The 21,994-nt window shown below is 73.3% G+C and carries 15 protein-coding genes; 11 read left to right on the top strand and 4 right to left on the bottom strand.

Annotated features, from left to right (window positions below):
• Positions 1-52: 52 nt before the first annotated feature.
• Complete coding sequence (locus tag ACW62_RS11760) at positions 53-2,854, top strand: glycoside hydrolase domain-containing protein (protein ID WP_053204286.1); 2,802 nt, start codon at positions 53-55, stop codon at positions 2,852-2,854.
• Between the two features lie 9 nt (positions 2,855-2,863).
• On the opposite strand, the gene ACW62_RS11765 is transcribed toward ACW62_RS11760, so the two are convergent.
• Positions 2,864-3,748: a LysR family transcriptional regulator gene (locus tag ACW62_RS11765; RefSeq protein WP_053204287.1), complete on the bottom strand. Its 885-nt coding sequence runs from the start codon at positions 3,746-3,748 to the stop codon at positions 2,864-2,866.
• Between the two features lie 103 nt (positions 3,749-3,851).
• On the opposite strand from ACW62_RS11765, the gene ACW62_RS11770 reads away from it, so the two are divergent.
• Positions 3,852-4,484, top strand: a complete 633-nt coding sequence (locus ACW62_RS11770; RefSeq protein WP_053204288.1) for a dihydrofolate reductase family protein — start codon at positions 3,852-3,854, stop codon at positions 4,482-4,484.
• A 12-nt stretch (positions 4,485-4,496) separates the two neighbouring features.
• Here ACW62_RS11770 and ACW62_RS11775 read toward each other — a convergent pair whose 3' ends face one another.
• The 3 genes from ACW62_RS11775 to ACW62_RS11785 are packed head-to-tail and all read right to left on the bottom strand — an operon-like array spanning position 4,497 to position 8,121.
• Positions 4,497-5,498, bottom strand: coding sequence for a LacI family DNA-binding transcriptional regulator (locus tag ACW62_RS11775; protein WP_053204289.1), 1,002 nt, complete (start codon positions 5,496-5,498; stop codon positions 4,497-4,499).
• Positions 5,492-6,655 (bottom strand): alpha/beta hydrolase family protein, encoded by a 1,164-nt coding sequence (locus tag ACW62_RS11780; RefSeq protein ID WP_053204290.1) that lies wholly within the window; start codon positions 6,653-6,655, stop codon positions 5,492-5,494. Before ACW62_RS11780 ends, ACW62_RS11775 begins: the two co-directional genes overlap by 7 nt.
• Positions 6,656-6,657: 2 nt before the next feature.
• The gene (locus tag ACW62_RS11785; protein ID WP_053204291.1) at positions 6,658-8,121 is read right to left on the bottom strand and encodes a rhamnulokinase; all 1,464 of its coding nucleotides are present in this window, start codon (positions 8,119-8,121) and stop codon (positions 6,658-6,660) included.
• Between the two features lie 181 nt (positions 8,122-8,302).
• Between ACW62_RS11785 and ACW62_RS11790 the strand changes: the two genes are divergently transcribed.
• From ACW62_RS11790 to ACW62_RS11830, 9 genes are all read left to right on the top strand, one after another.
• Positions 8,303-10,924, top strand: a complete 2,622-nt coding sequence (locus tag ACW62_RS11790) for an alpha-L-rhamnosidase (RefSeq protein ID WP_157574689.1) — start codon at positions 8,303-8,305, stop codon at positions 10,922-10,924.
• 127 nt (positions 10,925-11,051) lie between these two features.
• Entirely contained in the window at positions 11,052-11,408 is a 357-nt protein-coding gene (locus ACW62_RS35195; RefSeq protein ID WP_205629296.1) for a helix-turn-helix domain-containing protein, read from the top strand.
• A gap of 29 nt (positions 11,409-11,437) precedes the next feature.
• Positions 11,438-12,613 (top strand): L-rhamnose isomerase, encoded by a 1,176-nt coding sequence (rhaI, locus tag ACW62_RS11800; protein WP_053204293.1) that lies wholly within the window; start codon positions 11,438-11,440, stop codon positions 12,611-12,613.
• Positions 12,607-13,368 (top strand): class II aldolase/adducin family protein, encoded by a 762-nt coding sequence (locus tag ACW62_RS11805; RefSeq protein WP_053204294.1) that lies wholly within the window; start codon positions 12,607-12,609, stop codon positions 13,366-13,368. Before rhaI ends, ACW62_RS11805 begins: the two co-directional genes overlap by 7 nt.
• A gap of 41 nt (positions 13,369-13,409) precedes the next feature.
• Positions 13,410-17,645, top strand: a complete 4,236-nt coding sequence (locus ACW62_RS11810) for a DUF5722 domain-containing protein (RefSeq protein ID WP_157574690.1) — start codon at positions 13,410-13,412, stop codon at positions 17,643-17,645.
• Positions 17,642-19,084 carry an ABC transporter substrate-binding protein gene (locus ACW62_RS11815; RefSeq protein WP_083459656.1) on the top strand — a complete coding sequence of 481 codons (1,443 nt, stop codon included), beginning with the start codon at positions 17,642-17,644 and terminating at the stop codon, positions 19,082-19,084. The genes ACW62_RS11810 and ACW62_RS11815 overlap by 4 nt, the downstream gene beginning before the upstream one ends.
• 200 nt (positions 19,085-19,284) lie before the next feature.
• The gene (locus ACW62_RS11820) at positions 19,285-20,235 is read left to right on the top strand and encodes a carbohydrate ABC transporter permease (protein WP_083459657.1); all 951 of its coding nucleotides are present in this window, start codon (positions 19,285-19,287) and stop codon (positions 20,233-20,235) included.
• A complete protein-coding gene (locus tag ACW62_RS11825; RefSeq protein ID WP_083459658.1) occupies positions 20,236-21,117 on the top strand; it encodes a carbohydrate ABC transporter permease in 882 nt (293 codons plus the stop codon). It begins immediately after the preceding gene.
• 13 nt (positions 21,118-21,130) lie between these two features.
• Positions 21,131-21,994 (top strand): class II aldolase/adducin family protein (locus ACW62_RS11830; RefSeq protein WP_205629297.1); only part of this gene is annotated, 864 nt, incomplete at its 3' end.

A 21,994-nucleotide genomic window follows, 5' to 3' on the forward strand; every position in this document is an offset into this window, starting at 1 on the left:
AGACATGCGCGAATCTGAGCGACATATCTCCTATTCGGTCAGGAGTATGCAGATGCGCTCTCGCCTTCTCGCCCTCTCGGGTCTGGCCGCTCTGATCGCCGGGCTGCTGGCGGCCGCACCGGCCGGCAGCCAGGAACCGGCGCCCCCGGCCGGCGCCGGAGCCGACGCCGTCGTGTGGGTGCCGACCGGGTCGTTCGCCAGCTCCTCGTTGGTCCGGGTCGGCCGCGACGCGGCGCCGGGCGCCGCCCTGGGCGGTGACGAGGTGCTGCGGCTCGAGACCCCGGCCGGCGGACGGGGGTCGGCGCAGCTCGCGGTGCACGCGCCCACGGGACTGGACGACCTGACGGTGTCGGTGGGCCGGCCGCGGTCCCGGCACGGCGGCACGCTGCCGGCGGGCGCCGTCCAGGTGCGCTACCCGGAGTTCATCCCGTTCGACTCGGGCGGCGTGATCGCCGACCCGCTGCGCGAGCTCCCCGCCGTCGACGTCGAGGGCGGCAGCAACCAACCGGTGTGGTTCAGCGTCGACGTTCCGGCCGACGCGGCGCCCGGCGTCTACACCGCGGCGGTGGAGATCGGCGCGGCCGCGGGCGGCATCGGGGAGTGGACGCTGCAGGTCGTCGTGGCGGACGTCGCCCTGGACGCGATGGCGGACCGGCCGTTCATCCTCGACCTCTGGGCGCATCCCGACGCGGTCGCCGACCAGACCGGCACGCAGCTGTGGAGCGAGGAGCACTGGGCGGCCATGCGGCCGTACCTGCGCGACCTCGCCGAGCACGGGCAGCGTGTCGTCAACGTCGCCGTCACCGAGGACCCGTGGATGGTGACCCACGAGGGTGAGTGGCGGCCGCAGACGTGGAGCCACTTCGCGTCCACGGTCGAGTGGCGGTGGGACGGGCAGCGCTTCGATTTCGACTTCGGCGTCTTCGACCGGTACGTGGAGGAGTCGCGGGCGGCGGGCATCGGCGAGCGGATCCACGCCTTCGCGATGCTCCAGTTCGACCACCGCGAGCGGTTCGTCTACACCGACACCCGCACCGGCGAGCGGGTGGTCGAGGAGGTCGACCTCGGCGACGCTCGCTACCGCGAGGGCTGGGGCCAGTTCCTCGGCGCGTTCTCCGCGCACCTGACCGAGAAGGGCTGGTTCGACGACGCCTCGCTCGGCTTCGACGAGCGGCCGGCCAACGAGATGGCCACCGTCTTCGACGTGCTCGAGGACGAGGCGCCGCAGTGGCTGGGCAAGATCGCCGTGGCCGCCAACAGCCTCGACGTCCAGGACTACGCCGACTACGTCAGCTACAACTACTCGTTCCTCGACAGCGTGCCCGACGAGGACATCGCCCGGCGCAAGGCCGAGGGCAAGCCGACGCTGTTCTACACCTACATGAACCCGCTGCGGCCCAACACGGTGACGGCGTCGCCGCCGGTCTCCGCCCGGGTGCTCGGCTGGGTGGTCGCGCAGCGCGACCTCGACGGCTTCCTGCGGTGGACGTACAACTCGTGGCCGCAGGACGTGTACGACGATCCCAGCTTCCGGTACGGCCAGGGCGACGAGTACATCGTCTACCCGGGCGCCGACGGGCCGGTGTCGTCGATCCGCTGGGAGACGTTCGCCGACGGCCTCGACGACGCCGAGCTGCTGCGGCTGTACGCCGAGCGGCACGGCCGCGACGACGCCGTGTTCACCCGGGTCCTCGACGCGATCGACCCGCGGGCCGAGAGCACGCCGGCGGCGTGGTCGGCCATGCTGCTGGGCCGGCGCGCCGTGCTGGACGGGCTGCGGCCGGAGGGCGGCCTCGAGGTCACCGTGTCCCGCCCGGACGCCGAGGTGACGCCCGGCGACGTCGTCGACCTCACCGTGACCGCCGTGGCCACCGGCGACCGGCCGGTGCCCGCGCCCCGGCTGGACCTGCCCAGCCAGCCGGGCTGGTCGGCGCGCGTGGTGTCCGGGCCGCCGCCGGGCGCGCTGCTGCCGGGCGAGCAGGCGACCTGGCAGCTCCAGGTGAGCGTGCACGACGACGCCGGCGCCTACCTCTACCTCGGCGGCGCGGTGACGGATCCGGCCGGCCGGCTGCTGGCCGGCTTCGCGACCGACCTCACCGTCCGGCCGCCGGTCGAGCTGACCGCGCCGCCGGCCGCGGCGCCGGCCAGTTCGCCCGACGCGACCAGCCCGGTGACCGTCACGGTGCCCGTCAGCAACGCGTCGAGCCGGGAGCAGACCGTCGAGCTGGCGGTCTCCGGCCTCGGCTTCTGGCAGGTCGTCACGCCGCCGACGCCGGTGACGCTGCCGCCCGGCGGCACGGCCGACCTATCGGTGCAACTCAACCCGGGCGGCCGCACGGGCTGGACCACCGTGGACGTCGAGGTGCGCCACGGCGGCGCCGCGATCGGCGGCGGGCGGGTCGACATCGTCTCCGGCGGGCGGCACGTGTCCGACTGGGACTGGGCGTCGGAGTCCAACGGCTGGGGCCCGGCCGAGCGCGACGCCAGCAACGGCGAGGACCAGCCCGGCGACGGCGCCCGGATGTCGGTCGGCGGCCGCCAGTACGGCAAGGGGATCGGCGCCCACGCGGCGTCGCGGATCGTCCTCGACCTGGCCGGGCGGTGCAGCCGGTTCCAGACCGACATCGGCGTCGACGACGAGGTCGCCGGCGGCAGCGTCCGGTTCCGGGTCGAGGCCGACGGCAGCGAGCTCTACGCCTCGCCGGTCATGACCGGCGAGGCCGCGGCCCGCTGGGTCGACCTCGACGTGACCGGCGTGCGGACGCTGGCGCTGGTCGTCGATGACGCCGGCAACGGCAACGGCCAGGACCACGCCGACTGGGCCGGCGCCTGGCTGCGCTGCGCACCGGACTGAGGAACGCGGTCAGGCCGGCGCGGGCGTGATGGTGGCGGCCGCGTCGGCCAGCGCCGCCAGTAGGGCCGCGGTGGCGGGCGGGTCGGGCGGCTCGCCGTAGGTGGCGGCGTAGATGTGCTGGCGCGAACCGGGCAGCTCGCTAGCCTCGATGCCGTCGGCGCGGTGGGCGCGCAGGGCCAGCCCGGGGCTGGTCGTGACGCCCAGGCCGGCGACGACGAGGGCCTGCATGACGACCATGTCGTCGGAGGTGTAGCCGATGCGCGGCTCGAACCCCTCGTCGGCGCAGATGGACAGCAGGTGGATGCGGCACCGTTCGCAGCCGGCGATCCAGGTGGCGTCGCGCTGCGACGAGAGCGTCTGCCCGGGCTTGGTCGACAGCAGGTACAGCGGGTCGTCGAGCAGGTGGTGCAGGCGGACGTTCGGCGGCTCGGGCTCGGTGTCGTCGTAGCGGAAGATGATCGCGACGTCGATGGCGCCGGTGCGCAGCATCTCCAGCGACTCGGGCGGCTGGGTGTCGGTGAGGCCGATGCGCAGGCCGGGATGCTGACTGGCCAGCGCCGCCACCGCCCGCGGGACGAGCGAGCCGATGACGGACGAGAAGCTGGCCAGGCGCACCCGCCCGGCGCTCAGCCCCACGTGTGCGGACAGCTCGGCGTCGGCGGCGTCGATGCGCCCGAGGATCTCCGCCGCCCGCGACGCCAGCAGCCGGCCGGCGGGGGTGAGCCGGACCCCGCGGCCGGCGCGTTGCAGCAGCTGCGCGCCGGTCTCGGCCTCCAGCCGGGCGAGGTGGTGGCTGACGGTCGGCTGCGTGTAGTGCAGCTCCTTCGCCACCGCGGTGACCGAGCCGAGCCGGGCGAGCGCGTCGATGACCCGCAGCCGGGTGACGTCCAGCATGCATCGACCCCCTCTATGGGACAGCGAGACCATTGACATTAGACGTATGAGTCGATCCGTCGCACGCTCAGTGCGTCACCCCGGATCAAAAGGAGCCCGCACCATGGCACTCGCCCGCGTCCAGAACTTCGCCATCTCCCTCGACGGCTACGGCACCGGTGAGGGACAGAGCGCCGACGCGCACTTCGGCCACGCCGGCGACCGGCTGCACCAGTGGATGTTCGCCACCCGCTGGTGGGACGCCGGCGGCAGCGGCGGCGTCGACGACGCGTTCGTCCAGCAGCACGACCCCGGGATCGGCGCCGAGATCATGGGCGCCGGGAAGTGGGGCCACCCCGGCTGGCAGGACGACGCGGACTGGAAGGGCGCCTGGGGCCCCAACCCGCCGTTCCACACGCCGGTGTTCGTGCTCACCCACCACACCCGCGCGCCGATCGAGATGGAGGGCGGCACCACCTTCCACTTCCTGGACGCGTCGCCGGCCGAGGCGCTGGCGGTGGCCCGTGAGGCGGCGGACGGCAAGGACGTGCGCATCGGCGGCGGCCCCACCGTGGTCAACGAGTTCCTCGCCGCCGGGCTGGTCGATCACCTGCACGTGGTGGTCGTCCCGATCCTGCTGGGCCGCGGCGTGCGCCTCTGGGACGGGCTGGAGGGCCTGGAGAAGGACTACCGGGTCGAGGCCACCTCGTCGCCGAGCAACGTCACGCACGTGACGTTCACTCGCGTGGCGTCCTGAGCCGTAGCCGGGTCAGCCGGCGGTGGACTGCCGGACGACCAGCTCGGGCTGGAAGACGATCTGCTGGTGCTCGTGGTCGGGGCGGCCGGACGAGTGGTCGAGCAGCAGGCGGGTGGCCTCGTAACCCAGGCGCCGGGTCGGCTGCCGGACGGAGCTGAGCGGCACGATCCAGTCGGCGGCGAAGTCGACGTCGTCGTAGCCGATGAGGGCGAGGTCGTCGGGCACCCGCACGCCATGCCGGGCCAGCGCGCGGTAGGCGCCGAAGGCGAGGACGTCGTTGGCGCAGAAGACGGCGGTGGGCCGGCGCCGGCGCTGCAGCAGCCGGTCGATCGCGGCCGAGCCGGACCGGATGTCCATGCCCTCGTTGTGGCTGACGGTGATCGCCTCGGCGGGGTCCAGCCCGAACCGGGTGACGGCCTGGCGGGCGCCGTCGAGGCGGTCGGAGTGCTGCCGGACCGTCGTCGGCCCGGCGATGTAGGCGATGTGGCGGTGGCCGAGTTCGAGCAGGTGCGTCATGGCCATGTCGCCGCCCTGGACGTCGTCGACGGCGACGGAGCACTCCCGGCTGGAGCCCTGCCGGTCCAGGTAGACGAACGGGATGTCGTGCTCGGCGAGGATGCGGTGCGCCGAGCGGGTGCCGCGCGACGGCGTGATGAGGACGCCGCGGACCCGCTCGGACGCGAGCGTGCGCAGGTGCCGTTCCTCGCGGTCGACGGAGTCGTCGGAGTTGCACAGGATGACGGCGTGGTCGGCCTCGGTGGCGGCGTCCTCGACGCCGCGGGAGGCCTCGGTGAAGAACGGGTTGGAGACGTCGATGACGACCAGCCCGATGACGCGGCTCATCGCGCCGCCGAGCTGCCGGGCGTGCTGGTTGGCGACGTAGCCGAGGGCGGCGATGGCGGCGAGGACGCGTTCGCGGGTCTTGTGCGACACGATCTCGGGGCGGTTCAGCGTGTTCGACACCGTGCCCTGGGACACGCCCGCGCGCGCCGCGACGTCGGCGATGCTCACCATGTTCGGTTCCCTGCCACGCTCCACAGCGGATCGCCCTTCGTTCCGCGCCCCGTCCCGGCGCCACGCCCGGTGACCAGGCCGGTGGTACTCGTTCCGGCCGGGCCCTCGACGGCGAGGAACGCCGCGCGGAGGCCGGCCGGGACGTCGGCTCTCACAGTAGTGCCGTCGATCATCGCGGCGGAGCGTTGCCACCGACGCGACGTCCACGCGCCGGTGTCGCCGGTGTGGTGGAGTTCGGCGGCGAGGGCGGGCGTGGCCGGGTCCAGCTCGGCCCGCACGGCCCCGGCGGTGACGGTGACGGCGCGGACGGCTGGCAGCGCGGGCCCGCGCCCGAGGACCGCCGCGGCGAAGGCGAACGGCTCGGTGAGCCGCCACGCCGGCTCGTGGCCGTGCGCCAGCCCGGGCACGATCCGCCGGGTGACGGGGCCGGTGGGCAGCGCGGAGGTGGCGTCGAACGCGTCGAGGGGGAAGCACGGGTCGGTGGTCCCGGTCAGCCAGAGCGACGGCGCCGTGATGCTCGGCGCGTGGCGGGCGAGGTCGAACGCGTCGGTCCACCGCCGTGCCGCCGGCGCCGGCAGGTCGCGCAGCAGCGCGCTCCACGCGCCGTCACGCGCGAGGTGGCCCGCGGCGTACACGCCGGCCGCGTAGCGCAGCCGCGGATCGGCCGCGGCCAGCAGGAACGCCAGGTAGCCGCCCCAGGAGACGCCGCACACCCCGACGGCGCGCGGGTCCACCTCGGGCAGCGAGCGCAGCAGGCTCACCGCGTCGGCGGCCGCCTCGACGGCCTGGGCCAGCCAGGTGTGCTCGGCGCCCGCGGAGACCGCGGCGAAGATGTCGTCGTGGTCGAGCCGGGCCGGTCGCCGGGCGCCGCCGACGGCGTGGGGCGCGCCGAGGTCGAGGGCCAGCGCGACGTGGCCGCGTGCGGCCCAGTCCCGCGCCCACCGCGGTTCGGCCCGGCCGCCGCCACCGTGCAGCAGCACGACGGCGGGGGCGCCCGGCTCGGGCGGCCGCGCGAGCACGCCGGCCACGTCCCGCTCCGGGCCGAGCCCGTCCGGGCAGCGCAGGACGACCCGCGTCACGTCGCCGGGAGAGCCGGTGACCGTCGCCGGCGGCCGGTCCCGCCCGGCCCGGGCGCGCACGTCGTCGATCCAGCGCACGGTCAGGCCGCCGCGGTGAGCAGGGCCGCGAACCGGTCCCGCGCCGCCGCGACGGCGGGGTCCGCGCGCGGCTCGTACCGCACGGTCTCCGACGACGCCGCGCTCAGCGCGCGCACGGCCGCCAGCTCGTCCGCGGTGCGGCCGCCGAGCGCCTGGACCAGCAGGTTGCCGAGCGCGGTCGCCTCGTCCGGGCCCGCGACCACGGGCCGGCCGGCGGCGTCGGCGGTGAGCCGGCACAGCAGCGTGTTGTTCGCGCCTCCGCCGACGAGGTGGACGACGTCCGCGGGCGAGCCGGACAGCCGGGCGGCCTGGTCGACGTAGTGGGCGAAGGCCAGCGCGAGGCTGTCGACGACGCAGCGCACGATCTGCGCCGGGGAGACGGGGACCGGCTGGCCGGTGCGCCGGCAGAACCCGGCGACCTTCGCGGGCATGTCGCCCGGCCGGGTCAGCTCGGGGGCGTCCGGATCGACGATGCCGACGTAACCCGGCTGCTCGGCCGCCGCGGCCAGCAGCGCAATGAGATCGGGCCGGTCGCCGCCGCGCGACCAGGCGCGCAGGCACTCGGACAGGATCCACAGCGCGGTGACGTTCTTCTGGTAGCGCACGGCGCCGCCGGCGCCCAGCTCGTTGGTGAACCCCGCAGCGCGGCTGGCCTCGGTCCGGATCGGCCGGTCCACCTCGACGCCGACCAGCGCCCACGTCCCGCACGAGACGTACGCGAAGCCGGGACCGGCCGCCGGGATCGCGGCGACGGCGGACGCGGTGTCGTGGGCGGCGACCGCCGTCACCGGCACGGGGGCGTCGAGGCCGAGGTCGTCGACGAGCCCGGCCCGCAGCTCACCGACGACGTCGCCCGGGGCGAGCGGGTCGGGGAACAGCCGCCGCGGCAGGCCGTGAGCGGCGATGGCCTCGTCCGACCAGTGCCCGGCCGGGTCGAACAGCTGCGACGTGCTGGCCAGCGTCCGCTCGGCGGCGAGCCGCCCGGTCAGCAGGTGGGCCAGCAGGTCGGCGACGAAGCCGAGCCGGGCGGACGGGTCCAGCGTGCCGGCCCGCTGCTCGGCGACCAGCTGGGTGAGGGTGTTGATCTCCTGGTTCGGCACGCCCGTGTGGCGGTACAGCGCGGCCTCGTCGAATTCGGCGGCCAGGCCGCGGGTCCGGGCGTCGCGGTAGTGGTAGGGCAGCCCGAGCAGCCGCCCGCCCGCGCCGACCAGCCCGTAGTCGACGCCCCACGAGTCGATGCCGATGCTGCGCACCTCGCCGGCGTCGGCCACCGCCCGCCGGATGCCGTCGAGGACGCTCTGGTAGAGCGCCGGGAGGTTCCAGTGCAGGCCGTCGGGCCAAGCCAGCGGCTCGTTCGGGAAACGGGCCACCGTGGACGTGGTGACCGACCGCTCGCCGACGCGCCCCAGGATGACGCGCCCGCTGGTGGCGCCGAGGTCGACCGCCAGGTAGGTGTCCGTGCTCAAGGGTCCTCACCAATCGGGAATCCGGTGCCGTGAGTCTTCGGCAGCCGCCGTCCGGCGGGCAAGGAGCTGGCCGAACCTGGACACCGGACCGGCGGGCCGAGTCCGACACCGGTCAGAACGGTGGACCCGGGGCCCCGGAGTGAGCAGGCTCGGGTGCACGTCCACCTGTGAGGAGAGCAACGTGACCGTCGTGAACCGTCTCCGCGTCGAGTACCGCGACGCGCCGCCGGCCGTCGAGGCCGAACGGCCGCGGCTGAGCTGGCAGCTGAGCAGCACCGGCCGCGGGGTGCGCCAGGCCGCCTACCGCGTGACCGTGTCGTCCGGGCCGGTGACGGACGGCGGGCCGCTCTGGGACTCGGGCGTGGTCGCCTCGGCCGAGACGGTCGGCGTCGAGTACGCGGGCCCCGCGCTGGCGCCGCTGACCGGCTACACGTGGAGCGTCGTCGTGACGCTGGAGAGCGGCGAGGAGGTGCGGTCGGACCCGGCGACGTTCGAGACCGGCCCGGACGCGGACGCCTGGGCCGCCGCCGAGTGGATCACGCTGCCGCGGACGAAGTACTACCACGACGACCACCGCCCGGCGCCGTACCTGCGGCGGACGCTCGACGTCGACCGGCCGGTGCGCCGCGCCCGCGTGTACGCGACGGCGGGCGGGGTGTTCCGGCTGTGGCTGAACGGGTCGCCGGTCGGCGCCGCCACGCTGGCGCCGGGCTGGACCGACTACCGCTTCCGGGTGCCGTACCACGTCTACGACGTCACCGACGCGCTCGGCGAGACGAACGTGCTCGGCGCCGTGCTGTCCGACGGCTGGTACAGCGGCAACGTCGGCCCGTTCCACAAGCGCGAGTTCTGGGGCGAGGTGCCGGTGTTCCGGGCCCTGGTCGTGCTCGACCACACCGACGGCTCCCGCACGGTGACCGGCACCGACGGCACCTGGGAGGGCTCGTTCGGCCCGATCCAGGCGTCGGACCTGCTGCAGGGCGAGTACTACGACGCGCGGCTGGAACTGGGCGACTGGTGCGGAACGGCGGGGACGTCCGGCGACTGGCGGCCGGTCGCCGTCGAGAAGGGCCCGCAGGGCCGGCTGGTCGCGGCGCTGATCGACCCGGCCGGGCCGTACACCGAGCTCGAACCAGTCGCCGTCACCGAGCCGGTGCCCGGGTCGTACGTCGTCGACCTGGGACAGAACCTGGCCGGCTGGATCAGGCTGCGCGCCGGCGGGCCGGCCGGCACCATCGTCCGCGTCCGGCACGCCGAGGTGCTCAATCCCGACGGCACCCTCTACACCGACAACCTGCGCGGCGCCCGGGCCACGGACACCTACGTGCTGTCCGGCGGCGCCGACGTGCTGGAGCCGGCGTTCACCTTCCACGGCTTCCGCTACGCGGAGATCACCGGACACCCCGGCCCGGTCGCGGCGGACGCCGTCACCGGGGTCGCGCTGTCGTCGCTGACGGGGTTCAACGGCGGCATCGAGACCGGGAACGCGCTCGTCGACCAGCTGCAGCACAACATCCAGTGGGGGATGCTGAGCAACTTCATCGAGGTGCCCACCGACTGCCCGCAGCGCGACGAGCGGCTGGGCTGGACCGGCGACGCGCAGGCCTTCATGCCGACTGCGCTGTTCAACGCCGACCTCGCCGGCTTCATGACCAAGTGGATGGACGACATCGACGACACCCGCATGGAGAACGGCGCGCTGCCCGACATCGCGCCGTGCGTGGTGCTGGAGTGGGCCCGGGAGGGCTCGCCCGGCTACGCCGACGCCGGTGTCATCGTGCCGTGGGCGACGTACCAGGAGTACGCCGACCGCCGCATCGTCGAACGGCACCTCGACGCCGGGCTGGCCTGGCTGGAGTACGTCCGCTCGCGCAACCCGGGCCTGATCTGGCGCGAGGGCCGCAACAACGACTACGGCGACTGGCTGGCCCCGCAGGAGACGCCCAAGGACCTCGTCGCGACGGCGTACTTCGCCCGGTCCGCGGCGCTGGTCGCCGAGCAGGCGGAGGTGGCCGGACGCGCGGACGACGCCGCGGCGGCGCGGTCGCTGGCCGACGCGGTGGCGGCCGCCTTCCGCGAGGCGTTCGTCGAGTCCGACGGCACCGTCACGGCCGGCACGCAGACCGCGTACGTCCTGGCGCTGGCGTTCGGCCTGCTGCTGCCGGAGCAGCGGGACACGGCGGCGAAGGCGCTCGCCGAGGACGTGGAGCGGCGCGGGCACGTGACCACCGGGTTCCTCGCCGTCAGCCACCTGCTGCCCACCCTGACCGCCATCGGCCGCACCGACCTCGCCTACCGGCTGCTGCTGAACGAGGACTACCCGTCGTGGGGCCATCACATCAAGCACGGCGCCACGACCATCTGGGAGCGCTGGGACGGCTGGCGGCCGGAGACCGGCTTCCAGGATCCGTGGATGAACTCGTTCAACCACTTCGCGCTGGGCTCGGTCGGGGAGTGGGTCTACCGGCACGTCGGCGGCATCGAGGCGGCCACTCCCGGGTACGCCCGGGTGCGGATCGCGCCGCTGCCGGGCGACGGCATCGACCACGCCCACGCGTGGCACGACACCGTGCGCGGCCGGGTCGACGTGCGGTGGTCGGTGACGGGCCGCGAGGTCACGCTCGATGTCGAGGTGCCCGCGAACGTGGCCGCCGAGATCGTCGTCCCGGGCCTCGCGGTCACCGAGGGCGGCGTCCCGGCCGCGGACGCTCCGGGCGTCACCGACGTCGTCGAGGACGGCGCGAGCACCCGCCTGGTGACCGGCTCCGGCCGCTACGAGTTCCGCGCGGCGACGCCGGACTGACCACGGCGCCCGGGGTCCTGACCGGGTTCGGACAGGACCCCGGCGCACCTCTTGACCGGCCCGGAACACCCCCGTAACGTGCACGCAACACCAGAATTGAAGCGCTTCAAATCCGGAGGTGGTTCGCATGGCCGAGGTCGCCATCGTCGATCGGCGGTCGTCCTGGCCGCACTCGGCCGCGCGGGCCCGGGCCGCCGCCGGCGCCCGGCCGGGCTGGGCGGACGTGCACGCCCTCCCGGCCGGTCCGGACGGCGCCGACCACCGCGGCGGGATGCGGCTGGTCCGGCCTCGGCCCGCGATCTCGGGGGCCGATCTCGAGCTGCTGGCGCTGCTCGCCACCGGCATGCCGGCCCCGCGGGTGGCGCGCACGCTGGCGGTCAGCGACCGCACCATCCGCCGGCGGGTCCGGTCGATCTGCGAGCTGATCGGGGTGGACACCGCGATCGAGGCCGTGGCCTGGGCGGCCCGGCGGCAGCTCATCTGACGCCGTCACACACGACACGAGGAGATACGATGACCGACGCCGAGCACATCGTCGATCGGCTGAGCCGGCAGCACATCGAGACCCAGTCCTGGGGCTACGTGAGCACCGGGACGCGGTTCAAGGTCTACGACACGCCGGGCACCGCGCGCGACGTGCGCGAGAAGATCGACGATGCCGCTCTCGTCCACCGCCTCACCGGCGTCGCGCCGACCGTCGCCCTGCACATCCCGTGGGACCGGGTCGACGACTACGCCGAGCTGGCCCGCTACGCCCGGGACCAGGGCGTGCGGATCGGCTCGATCAGCCCGAACCTGTTCCAGGACGACGCCTACCGGCTCGGCTCGCTGACCAACGAGGACGCGACGGTGCGCAAGCAGGCCGTCGCCCACGTCCGCGAGTGCGCCGGCATCCTGCGCGAGGTCGGCTCGGACCGGCTGTCGATGTGGGTGGCCGACGGCACCAACTACCCGGGACAGGGCAATTTCCGGCGGCGCCGCCGGCACCTCGAGGACGGCCTGCGCGAGGCCTACGAGGCGCTGCCCGAGAACGCTGAGATGATCCTCGAGTACAAGTTCTTCGAGCCGGCGTTCTACCACACCGACATCGCCGACTGGGGCCAGTCGCTCACCCTGTGCGAGGCCCTCGGCGAGCGCGCGCGGGTGCTGGTCGACATCGGCCACCACGCGCTGGGCGTCAACATCGAGCACATCGTGGCGACGCTGCTGGACCGCGGCCGCCTCGGCGGGTTCGACCTCAACAGCAAGAAGTACGGCGACGACGACCTGTTCGTCGGCGCGATCAACCCGCAGGAGACCTTCCTCATCGCGCTGGAGCTGGTCAGCGCCGAGGACGACGCGGACGAGGCCGTCGCCGCGGCGGCCCGGTCGATCCTCTACAAGATCGACCAGTGCGCGATGATCGAGGACAAGATCCCGGCGATGATCCGCAGCGTCACGGCCATGCAGACGGCGTTCGCGAAGGCGCTGCTGGTCGACCGCGACGAGCTGGACCGGCGCCGGGCCGAGGGCGACGTCGTCGGCGCGAACGAGGTCGTCAACGACGCCTTCGAGACCGACGTCCGGCCGCTGCTGGCGCGGGTGCGCGACCGCCTCGGCGTGCCGGCCGACCCGCTGGGCGCCTACCGCGCGTCCGGCGAGCAGGAGCGGCGCATCGCCGAGCGGGTCGGGACACCGGCCGGATGGTGAGCGACGCCGATCCGGTCGCGGAGCTGGCCGGCCTCTGCCGCGCGCTGGGCGACCCCGCCGCGGGACTCGTTGTGGCGGGGGAGGGCAACGCCTCGGGCCCCGGGCCTGACGGCACCATCCACGTCACCGCGAGCGGGAGCCGGCTGGCCGAGGCCGACGAGCGGTCGCTGGTCCGCATCCGGCCGGGCGCGCTGGTCGCGGCGCTGGACCGCGACGATAGCGACGAGGAGTGGCTGACGGCCCTGCTGGCCAGCCGGGTCGACGACACCGCCGCGCGGCCGACGGTCGAGGCCGGGTTGCACGCCGTCGTCGCCGCCGCGATGGGGCCGGTCTACGTGGCGCACACCCATCCGGTGCACGTGCTCGCACTGCTGTGCGGCGAGCGCGGCGCGGAGCTGGCGACCCAGCGGCTGTACCCCGACCACGTCGTCATGCTCGGCGAGACGGCGTGCTGGCTCCCGTACGTCGATCCCGGGCAGGAGCTGGCCCGGGCGGCCGGGCGGGAACTGCACCGGTTCCGGGCGAGCACCGGCCGCTGGCCGCGGCTGCTGTTCGCCGGCCACCACGGGGTCTTCGCCTTCGGCGGCACGCCGAGGCAGGCCCTCGACACGACGATCATGACCGAGAAGATCGCGCGGATCACCATCGCGGCCGCGTCGATCGGTGGCGTCACACCGCTGGCGCCGTCCGAGGTGGAGCGGATCGGGTCTCGCGAGGACGAGGCCTACCGCCGCCGTCTGCTGAGCACGTCCTGACGCCGGCTCGTCCCGGCGCCCCCGACGAAGGAGCAGCAAGCATGGGCAGAGCGATGACAGCCGGCCGCGCGCTGGCGGCGGCCCTGGCCGCGATGACGCTGGCCGTGGCCGGGATCCCGGCGACGGCGAGCGGCGCCGCACCGGCCGCGGCGCCGCGCACCTGCGCCGAACCGGCCGCCGGCATCACCGAGGTGAGCGTCGGCGACGACACGATCACCGTCACCGGGTCGGTACCGGAACGGTGCCCGCAGGCCGTCGAGATCCACGCGGTGGCCCCGGCGGCGGACGTCCCCGCCGCGCCGGCCGCCGCCACCGCGCTGGAGGTCGTGCGGCCGGCCCGCGACGGCACCTTCCGCGCGACCGTCGACCGGATGGCCGGCGGCGTGGACCGGCTCTACAGCGGCTTCACCGCGGTCGGCGTCCGCGGCGACGTCCGCACGGCGCTCGGCGAGGTCCACTACGCCGACGACTGGGCCTTCGACGCGCCGAACTCCGCGCCGCGCCCGGAGCCGACCACGCAGAAGGGCGTGGCGGTCACGATGACCAGCGACGCCGAGGTGGTCGGCGCGGGCCACGCGGCCGTCACCGTCGGCGTCAACTACCTGATGAAGGCCGGGCCGGGCGCGCCGGGCGAGACCGTCGAGTTCGAGTACGGCGGCGAGACCTACTACTTCGACAAGTCCTACATCGACTGGCTGGACCACACGATCAAGCCGCTGTCCGACAACGAGATGCTGGTCTACCTCGTGCTGGTGCTGGTCTACGACGAGGAGCCGAACTCGTCGTTCCCGATCCTGGTGCACCCCGAAGCGCCGACCGGCGCGCCCGCCGCGTTCATGACCTACGCGTTCAACACCGTCACGCCGGAGGGGATCGCGCACTACACCGCGGCCATGGAGTTCCTGGCCTCCCGGTACACCCGCGACGACGAGCGCTACGGCCGGGCGATGGACTACGTCGTCGGCAACGAGATCGACTCGGCCGGCATCTGGCAGCAGATGGGCGAGAAGACGCTGCCGGAGTTCCTGCGGCACTACGAGCCGGCACTGCGGATCGGGTACGGCGCGGCGCGCAAGTACCACGCCGACGCCCGCGTCTACACCTCGCTCGACCACTTCTGGACGACGAACGCGAACCCGGCCGACCCGCTGCGGTTCTACGACGGACGCGACGTGCTGGACGGCCTGGCGGCGCTGACGAAGGAGCGCGGCGACTTCCCGTGGGACCTCGCGTACCACCCCTACCCGGCGAACATGCTGGACCCGCGGGTCTGGGACGACCCCGTCACCGACGACGCGGACACGCCGAAGATCACCTTCAAGAACATCGCCACGCTGCCCACGTACCTCGACCGTCCCGAGCTGCACTACAACGGTGAGCCGCGGCGGGTCATCCTGTCCGAGCAGGGCTGCCAGAGCCCCACCAACGGCGCCGCCGACCAGGAGTTGCAGGCGGCCTGCTTCGCCTACGCGTACTACAAGATCCTCGCCGCCGACGGCATCGACGCGTTCATCTGGGACCCGCAGGTGGACAACCGGCAGGCCGGCGGCCTGCGGATCGGCCTGTGGACGTGGGACGAGAACCGCACCGACTTCCCGGCCTCGCCCGGTGAGAAGAAGCAGATCTACGACGTGTTCGCGCACATCGACACGCCCGAGTCGCTGCAGCGGACCGAGTTCGCCAAGGACGTCATCGGCATCGACGACTGGACCGACGTCATCCCGGGCTTCGACCCGTCGATGATCGACCAGCGCCGCCCGACCCAGCAGGTCGGCGCGGGCGGCCACGCCGGCCTCTCCGGCGCCGTCCCGGTGTCCGGCTTCGAGGACGGGACCGGCGGCTGGCAGCCGTCGGACCACGTCGGCCGGGTCGAGGCGGTTGCGGACGACGCCGCCGCCGAGGGCGGCCACGTGCTGCGGGCCTTCTTCGACGACCCCGACGTCGTGCAGTCCAACGGGACCAACTCCAAGACCTGGCGTGGGGTCGACGTCCCGCTCGCCGCGCCGCTGGACGCGTCCGCGACGCCGCACCTCGCGCTGCAGGTGCGCCTCCCGGAGCCGGAACCGGGCGCGTTCTCGCCGGTCAACCGGTTCTCGGTGCAGGTCCGCGCGTACGGCGCCGACGGCACGGTGGCGTCCGGCGTCGCCGCGGCCGAGGCGGACGGGACCTGGCAGCGGGTCCAGCTGGACCTGTCGACGTGGCCCGGGCGCGACGAGATCACCCGGATCAAGGTCTGGGCGAAGGGCAGCAGCGGCGACGACTGGGCCGGCACGTTCGACGTCGACGACGTCGTGCTCGCGGCGGACGCCGACGGCGCCGGCGTGCGGCCCAACCTCGACCTGCGGGCCCGCGCCGCCGACCGCGGCGGTCCCGGCTCGGAGATCACCGTCGACGTCGTCAACAACGGCACGGAACCCCTGCCGGACGACCTCGTCGTCGGCAGCTGCGACGGCATCACCACCACCGAGCCGAGCCTGCCGGTCGACGGGCTGGCCGCGGCCGGCGGCGCGACGACCGTCACCGCCACGCTCGAGACGTTCGCGCCGGCCGACGCGGACCACCCGCTGCTGTGCCTCACGCTCGGCGAGCACCGCTACGCCGTCACGATCGAGGTGCCGCCCCCGCCGCCGACGCTGCTCTACGACTTCGAGGACGGCGCCCAGGGGTGGACCGCCGGCCAGAACATCGTGTCCGTGGCGCCGGCGTCGTCGTTCCCGAACGGCCCGCAGCGCCCGCACGGCGGCACGTACGCCCTCGACGCGGTGATGGCCGACGGCGACGTCTCGCAGCCCAAGACGGTGTCGGTGCGCCCGGAGACGCCGCTCGACCTCGGCGCCGCCGACGAGGTGTACGCGTGGGTCGACGCCTACGGGGGCGTGCCCGGCGCGACCGGCTACGAGGCGACGCTGACGCTGTACAGCGGCGACGAGTCGATCTCGCAGGCGCTGCCCACGTTCGTGCCGGACTCCTGGAACCGCGTCGCCGTCGACGTGTCCGCCTGGCCGTACCGCGACGCCGTCACCGGCATCGACGTCTCGTACCGGGTGCTGGGCACCGACTTCAACTGGGTCGGCGGACCCCGCCTGCAGGTCGACGACGTCGGGATCACCGAGAACGCCGCCTCGCGGCCGGCCTGGCGGGCCGCCTGGGGCGCGTCGATCGGCGGCCACTTCGGCGGCGACAGCCGCCCGGACGCCACGTACCGGCAGACGCTCGACGTGTCCACCGGCGGCAGCGCGGTGCGGGTCCGCTTCGTCAACCCGTTCTCCGACCAGGACCTCGTGTTCGACGCCGCCACGGTGGGCGTGCGGTCCGGCTCCGGCGCGGATGTCGCCGGCACGCCGCGGCCGCTGAGCGTCCTCGGGTCGAGCGAGATCCGGGTGCGCCCGGGCGAGACCGTCTACACCGATCCCGTGGCGCTGCCGGTCGCCGCCGGCGACGACCTCGTCGTCAGCACGCACGCCACAGAGTCGTTGCCGCTGCTGTCGCACGACTGGGCACTGAAGACGCAGTACGCGACGGCGGAGGGCGCCGGCGACCACACCGGCGACCCTGGCGGCGCGGCGTTCGCGCCGGTGAGCACCAGCACGTACTGGCTGGACGCGGTCGACGTGCTCGGCGCGCAGGCGCGGGGGACGGTCGTGGCCCTCGGCGACTCCATCACCGACGGCGCGGGCGCCGACCTCGACGCGGACAACCGCTGGCCGGACGTGCTGGCCGACCGGCTGAACGCGCTGGCGCCGGACGACCCGCGGCGGCGCGCCGTGGTCAACGCGGGGATCGGCGGCAACACGCTGAACTCCGTCGAGAACCCCCAGGTCGGCGTCAACGGCCTGGCCCGGCTGGACCGCGACGTGCTGACCCAGACCGGCGTGACCGACGTCGTCGTGTTTCATGGGACCAACGACATCTACGTCGGCGAGTCCGCGGCGGACGTCATCGCGTCGCTGGAGACCGCGGCCCAGCGCATCCACGACGCGGGTGCGCGGGCCGTCGTCGCCACCCTCATCCCGCGTGGCAACGGCGTGGGCTGGACACCCGACCGGGAGGAGCGACGGCTCGCGGTGAACGCGTGGATCCGCTCGAACACCGTGTTCGACGCGGTGATCGACTTCGACGTCGTCGTCGACGACCCCGCCGCTCCCGGCCACATCCGGGCGGACTACGACGCCGACGGCACCCATCCCAACGCGGCCGGGTACGCGGCGATGGCCGGCGCCATCGACCTCGACCTCTTCGCCGCGACGAGCACGCAGCAGACAGGAGCCCTTCGATGAGATCCCTGACGAGCGGGAGAACAGCGGTCCGAGCCGGTGTGCTCGTCGTCGCCGCGGCGCTGACGGCGAGCGCGTGCGGTGGTGACGGCGACGGCGGCGAGAGCGACGGCCAGGTGACCATCACCATCGCCGGACCCAACCAGTGGACCACCGACCCGGACACCTTCGGCCCGGCCTGGGAGGACCTCGTCGCCCGGTTCGAGGAGGAGGAGCCCGGCATCAACGTCGAGACGAACGTGCTGCCGGCCGACTTCGGCGACACCCTCTCCACCCAGCTGGCCGCCGGCACCGCGCCGGAGCTGATCTTCCGCAGCGTCTCGCACACGGCCGACCAGGTCGTGGCGCTGGACGACTACCTGCAGCAGCCCAACCCGTACGTGGAGGGCAACGAGCGCTGGATCGACCTGTTCAACCAGGACTATTTCGGCCCCGACGCGGTCAGCGCCCGCAACGCGGCCGGCAACTACGAGTTCATCCCGTTCAACCTGGTGATCCTCGGCCTGTACTACAACGCCGACGCGCTGGCCGACGCCGGGCTGGACGGCCCGCCGGAGACCTTCGGCGACCTGATCTCCGCCTGCGGCGACCTCCGCGACGCCGGGTACGACCCGTTCGCCATCGCCTCCGGATTCCTCTACCAGGGCTGGACGGTGCAGAACGTCAGCTCGATGCTGATGGCGCACTACGCGGACGAGTGGAACCAGTACGGCCCGGACAACGAGCCCGGCACGTCGGCCACCGTCTCGATCAAGAGCATGGCCAGGGCGATCCTGACCGGCGAGCTCGATCCGACCACCATCCCGGAGGTCGGCGAGACGCTGCAGCTGACCAAGGAGTTCTACGACGAGTGCGCCACGCCGAACTGGTCCGGCATCACCACCGGCGGCGGCTTCGACGACCTGCTGTCCGGCCAGGCCGCGATGGCGTACGCGTCGAACTTCTACGCCCCGCTCTTCGACGACGTCGAGTTCGAGTGGGGAGCCATGCCGTTCCCGGACGTGACCGAGCAGGACTCGCCGCTCAGCACCGGCGAGCCCGCGCGGCACGGCGCGAACACCGAGGGCACCAGCTACATGATCCCGTCGACGACGACCGGCGAGGAGCTGGAGGCGGCCGTCAAGTTCCTCCAGTTCGTGACCAGCCCCGAGGGCGGCCAGCCGTGGCTGGACGGGTCCGGCGGCATCCCGTCGCTGGAGGGCGCGACCCCCGCACCCGGGCTGGAGCCGCTGATGACCGGCGTCTGGGCCGAGCCGCTGCCCGTGCAGTCGTTGTCGTCGCTGGTGCCCAAGGCGAAGTTCTGGACGCCGATCTACGACGGCTACCTGCTGGAGTCCACCTCGCTGGAGGACACCCTGGCCGGGCTGCGCGAGGACTGGATCCAGTGGGCGAACGAGCAGGTCGAGGACGGCGGCTGGACCGACGACTGGACGCAGGGCTGACGTGAGGCGGTGGGCGGGCCGGGCCGACTTGTGTTCGGCGGGGGTGACACCTGCGCCAACAGTTGGCGCTGGTGTCACCCAGCAGCAACAGAGCTTCCCGCTCCACCTCCACGGCGTCGACGGCACCGACGTCCGGCCGGACCGCACGGTCCGGCGGCGGCTGTCCGCGTATCACGGGCCTGGATGAGACGGAGGACACGATGACAGGTACGGCTGGCGCGCCGCTCACCCCTCCGCCGGTGCGGGAGCCTCGGACCGAGCAACGGCGCGGTGTGCCCTGGTTCGCCTACGTGGCGCTCGTGCCGCTGCTGGTCGTGCTGGTGCTGTTCCAGTACTACCCGGCGGTGAGCGGCATCGCGCGCTCGTTCTGGGACTGGAACCCGGGCCAGGTGTCGACGTTCGTCGGACTGGACAACTACGCGACGATGCTCGACGACGCGATCTGGTGGCGCTCGTTCCGCAACCTCGGCTACATCTTCGTGTTCGGCGTGGTGGCGTGGGTGATCCCGCTGGTCGCGGCGGAGCTGCTGATCACCCTGCGCGGCGAGCGGGAGCAGTTCGTGTTCCGCACGCTGCTGATCGTGCCGATGGCGTTCCCCGGCGTGGTGACGGCCCTGGTGTGGTCGTTCATGTACCACCCGAACAACGGGGTGATCAACCGGGCGCTGTCCGCGGTCGGGTTGGGCGGGTGGGCGCAGAACTGGGTGGGCGACCCGTCGTTCGCGCTGTGGTCGCTGCTGTTCGTGGGCTTCCCGTTCATCGCCGGGCTGCCGTTCCTGATCTTCTACTCGACGCTGCGCAACGTGCCGCGGGAGATCTTCGAGGCCGCGGCGCTGGACGGGGTGGGGCGGATCCGCCGGTTCTGGGCGGTGGACCTGCCGCTGATGGCCCGTCAGGTGCGGCTGCTGTTCTTCCTGGCGGTGATCGGGACGCTGCAGTACGGGTTCATGGCCTACATCGTCACCGCGGGCGGGCCCGACGACGCCACGATGGTGCCGGTCCTGCGGATGATCAACGTCGCCTTCCAGGGCCAGGACTGGGGCTACGCGGCGACGCTGTCGACGACGTTGTTCCTGGTGACGCTGCTGCTGAGTGCGGTGGTCATGTTCGCGCGCCGCTCCGAGCCGTCCACGAACGTGAAGGGCCTGTAGATGAGCACAGTCGTCGAGACCAGGGCCGAGACCGTCACGGCGCCGCCGCCCGCGCGGCGGCGCCGGCGGCGCGGCCGGCAGTGGGGGATCAAGGCCACGCTGAGCGTGCTGGTGGCGGTGAGCCTGTTCCCGTACCTGTTCATGCTGAGCACGTCGCTCAAGGACAACCTGCAGTTCGCCGACAGCTACTGGGCGCCGGTGCTGCCGCTGCACTGGGAGAACTACGCCACCGCCTGGCGGCAGATCCAGCCGTACATGGTGGCGTCGATCGTGGTGGCCGCGGTGTCGATCGTCGCGATCGTGCTGCTGTCGCTGCTGGCCGGGTTCGTGCTGGCGCGGTACCGGTTCCCGGGCCGGGGCTTCTTCTTCACCGCGATCGCGGTGCTGATGATGGTGCCCAGCATCTCCAGCCTGATCCCGCTGTTCGTGATGATGCGCGACTTCGACCTGCTCAACACCTACCCGGTGCTGATCATCCCGCACGTGGCCGGCGGGGTGGTGCTCGGGACGATCCTGATGAAGACCTTCATCGAGGGCATCCCGCAGGAGCTGTTCGACGCCGCGCGGGTGGACGGCGCCGGCGCGCCCCGGCTGTTCCTCTCCATCGCGCTCCCGCTGTCGATGCCGGTCATCGGCACCGTCGGGCTGATCACCATCAACGGGGTGTGGAACGACTTCTTCTGGCCGCTGCTCACGATCACCGAGAACGAGCTGCGGACGGTGTCGGTCGGGCTGCTGTTCTTCCAGGGCCAGGCCGGCACCGACTACGGGCCGATGTTCGCCGGCTACCTGCTCGCCAGCCTCCCGCTGCTGCTGCTGTTCACGTTCCTGTCCAAGTACTTCCTCGCCGGCGTCCAGGGCGGACTGCCCGGCTCGCACTGACCGAGAGGCACCGATGAGCAACGCTGTCGTCACCGAGTTGATCGGGCGGAGTCACCGGCTGGGGTCGGATCCGCGGAACACGAATTATGCGGGTGGGAACACGTCGGCGAAGGGTGCCGGGGTGGATCCGGTGACCGGTGGTGAGGTGGAGTTGTTGTGGGTGAAGGGGTCCGGTGGTGACCTCGGCACCCTGACCGGGCCGGGGTTGGCGGTACTGCGGTTGGATCGGCTGCGCGCGCTGGTGGACGTGTACCCGGGGGTGGAGCGGGAGGACGACATGGTCGCCGCGTTCGACTACTGCCTGCACGGCAAGGGCGGCGCCGCACCGTCGATCGACACCGCGATGCACGGTCTGGTGGACGCGGCGCATGTGGATCATCTGCACCCGGATTCGGGGATCGCGTTGGCGACGGCGGCCGATGGTGCGGCGTTGACGAAGGAGTGTTTCGGCGACCGGGTGGTGTGGGTGGGGTGGCGGCGCCCGGGGTTCCAGCTGGGTCTGGACATCGCCGCGATCAAGGCCGCGAACCCGGACGCGATCGGCTGCGTGCTGGGCGGGCACGGGATCACCGCCTGGGGCGCCACCTCCGGCGAGTGCGAACAGAATTCGTTGTGGATGATCCGCACCGCCGAAGACTTCCTGGCCACCCGCGGCCGGGCGGACCCGTTCGGCCCGGTCGTCGACGGCTACGCGGCGCTGCCCGAGACCGAGCGGCGGGCGCGGGCGGCCGCGCTCGCACCGGTGATCCGTGGCCTGGTGTCGACGGACCGGCCGCAGGTCGGGCACTTCACCGACACCGACACCGTGCTGGATTTCCTGGCCCGGGAGAAGCACCCCGACCTGGCCGGGCGGGGGACGTCGTGCCCGGATCATTTC

It is taken from the genome of Jiangella muralis (assembly GCF_001270745.1).
GTDB classification, from domain to species: domain Bacteria; phylum Actinomycetota; class Actinomycetes; order Jiangellales; family Jiangellaceae; genus Jiangella; species Jiangella muralis.

Excerpts from the sequence above, each read along its gene's own strand:
- ACW62_RS11805 (WP_053204294.1), top strand. The coding sequence starts at position 12,607 with ATGGTGAGCGACGCCGATCCGGTCGCGGAGCTGGCCGGCCTCTGCCGC.
- ACW62_RS11815 (WP_083459656.1), top strand. The coding sequence starts at position 17,642 with ATGAGATCCCTGACGAGCGGGAGAACAGCGGTCCGAGCCGGTGTGCTC.
- ACW62_RS11825 (WP_083459658.1), top strand. The coding sequence starts at position 20,236 with ATGAGCACAGTCGTCGAGACCAGGGCCGAGACCGTCACGGCGCCGCCG.
- ACW62_RS11765 (WP_053204287.1), bottom strand. The coding sequence starts at position 3,748 with ATGCTGGACGTCACCCGGCTGCGGGTCATCGACGCGCTCGCCCGGCTC.
- ACW62_RS11820 (WP_083459657.1), top strand. The coding sequence starts at position 19,285 with ATGACAGGTACGGCTGGCGCGCCGCTCACCCCTCCGCCGGTGCGGGAG.
- ACW62_RS11760 (WP_053204286.1), top strand. The coding sequence starts at position 53 with ATGCGCTCTCGCCTTCTCGCCCTCTCGGGTCTGGCCGCTCTGATCGCC.
- ACW62_RS11810 (WP_157574690.1), top strand. The coding sequence starts at position 13,410 with ATGGGCAGAGCGATGACAGCCGGCCGCGCGCTGGCGGCGGCCCTGGCC.
- ACW62_RS11770 (WP_053204288.1), top strand. The coding sequence starts at position 3,852 with ATGGCACTCGCCCGCGTCCAGAACTTCGCCATCTCCCTCGACGGCTAC.
- rhaI (WP_053204293.1), top strand. The coding sequence starts at position 11,438 with ATGACCGACGCCGAGCACATCGTCGATCGGCTGAGCCGGCAGCACATC.
- ACW62_RS35195 (WP_205629296.1), top strand. The coding sequence starts at position 11,052 with ATGGCCGAGGTCGCCATCGTCGATCGGCGGTCGTCCTGGCCGCACTCG.
- ACW62_RS11775 (WP_053204289.1), bottom strand. The coding sequence starts at position 5,498 with ATGGTGAGCATCGCCGACGTCGCGGCGCGCGCGGGCGTGTCCCAGGGC.